Source organism: Fimbriimonadaceae bacterium (genome assembly GCA_019638775.1).
In the GTDB taxonomy this organism is placed as follows: domain Bacteria; phylum Armatimonadota; class Fimbriimonadia; order Fimbriimonadales; family Fimbriimonadaceae; genus JAHBTD01.
Genome location: JAHBTD010000062.1, coordinates 1 through 4,570 on the forward strand (window position 1 = coordinate 1; position 4,570 = coordinate 4,570).

Here is a 4,570-nt window from a genome sequence, read left to right on the forward strand (position 1 = left end):
CTCCGGAATTTGACCGTTTCGAACGGGCTGGAGTTTTTCGGTGGATCAGCGGTCGACCCGTCGCTGTTGAATGACACCTACATGCAGAACTTGCCGACTGGCGGGCCGGTGCTCTCCGGAAACGGGCAGCGTCGACGCGTGCGGCCGTTCGAGGTCTGGTACAAGCGCAAGGTCAAACTCTACTACATTTTCAAGGATGATGGCGTGCTCGCCGTGCCGGTGCCCGTCGACAACGACGAAGCGAAAGCGATTCTGAAGGACCTGAAAGGCTCCGACGGAGTCTACGCCGAACCGGTGTGGAAAGAGCGGATGTATGTCGGGGTCATTCTCGGGAATATCCTCATCCATCATGACGTCTCGCCGCATGAAACGAACCGGTTCCCCTATGTGCCGTTCTATTCGGGGTTGAAGAAAAACGGTGCGCCGCTCGCGCTCGCGAGTCGGCTGGTCCCGATCGTCGAATCCATCAACAAGCGGGAAAGCAAAGCGCTGGCGTTGCTGACGAACCGGCAGATCGTCGCGGAAGAAAATTCCTTCGACGATGCCGAGCTGTTGCAGACCGAGCACGCGAAGCCGGATGGGTTCCTCGAGGTCAAGGAAGGGGCTGTCTCGGGTAATCGGATTTTGTTCCGCGACAATCTGGACATGGGCCAGGCCCAGCTCGCGCTGCTCCAGGAAGATAAGGACGCCATTCGCCGGGTGTCGGGCCAGGGTAACGAGTCGATGGGGATGCCGTCGGAGGTCCGGAGCGGGCTGGGGATCGCGAAAAAGCAGGCCATGGGCAACCTGATTGTGCTCCCGATGCAGAACAACCTGCGTCGGTCGCGGTACATGAAGGCGCGGCTCTCCTACGAATACGCGAAGCAGTGGTTGACCGAAGAGATGGCGTTTCAGATTACGGATGATCCGAACGCGCCGCGTACCGTTCAGATTACGAAGAGCCATATCAAGGCCCTCAAGGAACGGCTCTACGATCTCGTCATTACCGAGACGAAAGACTTCACGGTCCTGCGTGAGCAACAGGCGGAAATGCTGCTCCAGGCGATTCCGGCGCTGGCGCCGTTGGGCCCGGCCTACATGAAGCTCGGCATTCAGTTGACCGAGCTTCGGGACAAAGAAGGCCTGATGAAGATGATCGACGAGCAATCCCAGCCGCAACCGGAGCGGCCGAAGATGACGATTGCCATGGACTGGAAGGAATTCACGCCGGAGATGAAGGCGTATATCGCCATGACGGCGTTTCAGAGCCAGGAATTGGCGCAGGTGTTTATTCAGCAGAGCGAGGACCCGGCCTTCGTGCAGAAGATCGAAGCGGAAATGGCGATCGCGCAAGTCAAGGAAGGCACGCGAAGCCAGGTGGAGCGCGGGAAGATCGATTTCCAGGCGTTACAGACCGCGGTACAGGGCCGGATGGAAATGCAAAAGATTCGCGACAAGGGCAAGCCCCAAGGCGGGGCGCCGGAACAATCTGAACCTGAAGGAGAAGTTGCATGAGTACTGCTGTCAAGGAACAGACCCCCGCGAAAGCGGACTCCCCCGTTGAGCCGTCGCTGGCCGACGTGCTCTACGCCACGGAGCCCGCGAAAGCTGCGGACACGTCTGTGGTGTCGACGAACGAGCCCGAGCAGAAGCAGGATACGGACCTCGCTCCGGCCAACAAGGCCGATGCGACTCCCCCGGCGGACGCCAAACAAGAGCCTGTGGCGAAGGCTGAAGGGAAGACGGAGGAGAAGCCTGACCCGAAAGACGAGCAGCTGAAGGCGCAGACGGCCGCGGCGCGTCGATTGGGGAAGGAGAAGGCCGAGCTCGAGCGGAAGCTTGAGGACCAAACGGCGCAGATCGAGGAGTTGAAGGCGCGGATCGAAGGCACCTGGAAGGAGCCGCCGAAGCCGTCCGACGAGCAGATCCGGAAAAAGCTCGCGTTCGAAGCCCGAGTGGAGGCGTCGCGAGCGATTGCGGATCAGGACTTCGGGGCGGACGAAGTCGAGCAGGCGATATTTGGCGGGAAGGATGCCCCATGGGTGGCACTGACAAGTCGGCCCGAGAAAAAGCATCTGCTGGTCGAGGTCTCCGAGCATCCGCAACCGCCGGTCGCGGCGATGCGGATCCTGGCGCGTGAAGCGTTCATGGAGAAATTCGGCGAAGACCCGCGCAAGTGGGAAGAAAAGATTCTGGAAGCCGCGAAGCCGAAACTCTTCGCGGAATTCAAAAAACAACTGGAACAGCAACCCGTCGGGAAAGACGTGCCGACTGTGTCGACGGCGCGGCAGTCCGGAGGGCCGGCCGCGCGCAAAGAGCAGCGGATTGCGGACGTGCTGTACGGCGGGGACTGAGCGAAAGGGATAGACGATGACGACCATCAATACAACGGTAATGAGCCTCTTGGATCTGGCGAAGCGGACCGATCCGAACGGCAAACGGACCACGTCCATTGTCGAACTGTTGGCGCAATCGAACGAGATGCTGGCCGACATGGTGTGGCGGGAAGGGAACCAGGATACCGGGCACCGGATTACGGTCCGGACCGGGCTTCCGTCGGTGACGTGGCGCTTACTGAATCAGGGTGTGACGCCGAGCAAGTCCACCACGGCACAAATCGAAGAGAAGACCGGCATCCTCGAGGCCTGGTCAGAGGTTGAGGAGGAAGTGGCGAAGCTGGGTGGCGATATCAATGCGAACCGGCTGTCCGAAGGCATGGCGTTCCTGGAGGCGATGAACCAGGAAATGCAACAGACCTTAATCTACGGGAACAGCGGTACGGCTCCCGAAGAATTCATGGGTCTGGCGCCGCGGTATGCGACCAAGTCCGGCGCCACGAACGGCGCGAACGTGATCGATGGCGGCGGAACTGGAAACGACAATACGTCGATCTGGTTGGTCTTCTGGGGTGAAAATTCGGTCTTTGGGCTCGTGCCGAAGGGCAGCAAGGCCGGATTGCAGCACAATGATTTCGGGATTCAGACGGTCCAGGGCGCGAACGGCATTGGGACGGAGCGTATGCGCGCGTATCAAGAGCGCTGGCAGTGGAAGGCCGGGATTGCGCTCAAGGACTGGCGGTACGTGGTTCGGATCGCGAACATCGATGTGTCGAACATGGTCGCGCAAGTCTCCGCGGCGGACCTGCTGAAGCTCATGGCGACGGCGACGCATGTGCCGCCGACGCAGGGCCTCGGGAAACCGGTCTTCTATATGAACCGGAGCGTGTTTGCCGCGCTCGACGTGCAGCGATTCGATGCGGTGCAGGTTGGTGGAGGCATCACCTACGACAATGTGGACGGGAAGCGGGTCTACTCGTTCCGTGGCATTCCGATCCGGATTGTCGACTCCATCCTGGAGACCGAAGCGCGCGTCGTCTAAGTTGGCGCGTTGAGCTAGTACTAGGACCAGTACAACGAAAGGACTCGACCATGATTCTCGATAAACAGAACCAACTGTCGGACTCGCAGGCGTTCACCATCGACGCCGTGTCGACAAACACGATTGATTGCGGGAATCCGACGCCGAAGAACGACATCGGCTCCGGTGAGCCGATGTGTATTGCGGTGAACGTGGAAGTGGCGGCGACCGGCGGCGGGGCCTATGAATTCCAGGCGATTCAGTCGGCGAATGCCGACTTGTCGTCTCCGGACATTCTGGCGTCTGTCTTCCCGGCGGAAGCCACGCTGGCTGTGGGCTACACGTTCGCGGTGCCAATTCCGCAAGGGTCAGTGACCAAGCGGTATGTCGGGCTGAAATTCAACAATGTCTCCGGGACTACGGGCGTGACGGTGTCCGCGCACCTGATCCCGGTGAGTCATTTCCAGAATTTCAAACCCTACGCGAAGAACTACGCGATCACGGTGTAACGACCGGGGCCGCTGCGGGGCCTGGGCTTCGCAGCGGCTCAGACATAAGGGAGTGTGGCTATGCCGCTCAAAACATCATTGTTCTCTCGAGTTGCAGGCCGATTGCGCTGGATGGTCGGCGGGGTGCAGCCGATCGTGTCAGGCGGGTCGTCCAAGTGGCACACCTGGCCGGCGGTGACGTCATTGACTGGAGGCACGGATACCACGCCGGTCGCTGGGACGCGGTTCAGCTGTGAAGTGTTTGTCCCGTACAACATGATCATGACGGGGATTGGGTACCTCATCGGGACCGTGGGTGGGACCGATAAGGCGATCGTGGAGCTGCACGATGCCGACGGGAAACTGCTCGCGAATTCGAATCTGGCGGGCGTGACAGTCGGGACGTTGGCGACCTACCAGGAAATTCCATTCACCGCGCCGGTCGAAGTGATCGGGCCGCAAAAGTATTACCTGTCCGTGACGATGAACGGGACAACGGCGCGGCTGCGCACAGTGCCGACGGCGGTGGGCGCTGCGCAAATGCTGACGGCGAAATCGGCAGCGGGGACGTTCGGGACCGTGGGCGATTTGACCGTGCCGACGACCTTCACGGCAGACAAGGGGCCGATTGCGTACACCTATTAACCTCTGAACGAAATGGAGCGATTCGATGGTCAAAGTTAAAGCAAAAGAAACTCTTTACGACGGGATGCAGCGGCGCGAGCCGGGCGAAGTGTTCTATGTCG

At 60.2% G+C, this 4,570-nt stretch carries 5 protein-coding genes; all 5 read left to right on the forward strand.

What is annotated here, in order from left to right:
• On the forward strand, positions 1-1,494 hold a 1,494-nt coding region (locus tag KF784_19615; protein MBX3121269.1), incomplete at its 5' end, for a hypothetical protein.
• Entirely contained in the window at positions 1,491-2,333 is an 843-nt protein-coding gene (locus tag KF784_19620; GenBank protein MBX3121270.1) for a hypothetical protein, read from the forward strand. The genes KF784_19615 and KF784_19620, both read left to right, overlap by 4 nt.
• A 16-nt stretch (positions 2,334-2,349) precedes the next feature.
• Positions 2,350-3,357, forward strand: a complete 1,008-nt coding sequence (locus KF784_19625) for a hypothetical protein (GenBank protein MBX3121271.1) — start codon at positions 2,350-2,352, stop codon at positions 3,355-3,357.
• A 50-nt stretch (positions 3,358-3,407) separates the two neighbouring features.
• Positions 3,408-3,845 carry a hypothetical protein gene (locus KF784_19630; GenBank protein ID MBX3121272.1) on the forward strand — a complete coding sequence of 146 codons (438 nt, stop codon included), beginning with the start codon at positions 3,408-3,410 and terminating at the stop codon, positions 3,843-3,845.
• Between the two features lie 60 nt (positions 3,846-3,905).
• Positions 3,906-4,469 carry a DUF4082 domain-containing protein gene (locus KF784_19635; GenBank protein MBX3121273.1) on the forward strand — a complete coding sequence of 188 codons (564 nt, stop codon included), beginning with the start codon at positions 3,906-3,908 and terminating at the stop codon, positions 4,467-4,469.
• The last annotated feature ends 101 nt before the right edge of the window (positions 4,470-4,570 follow it).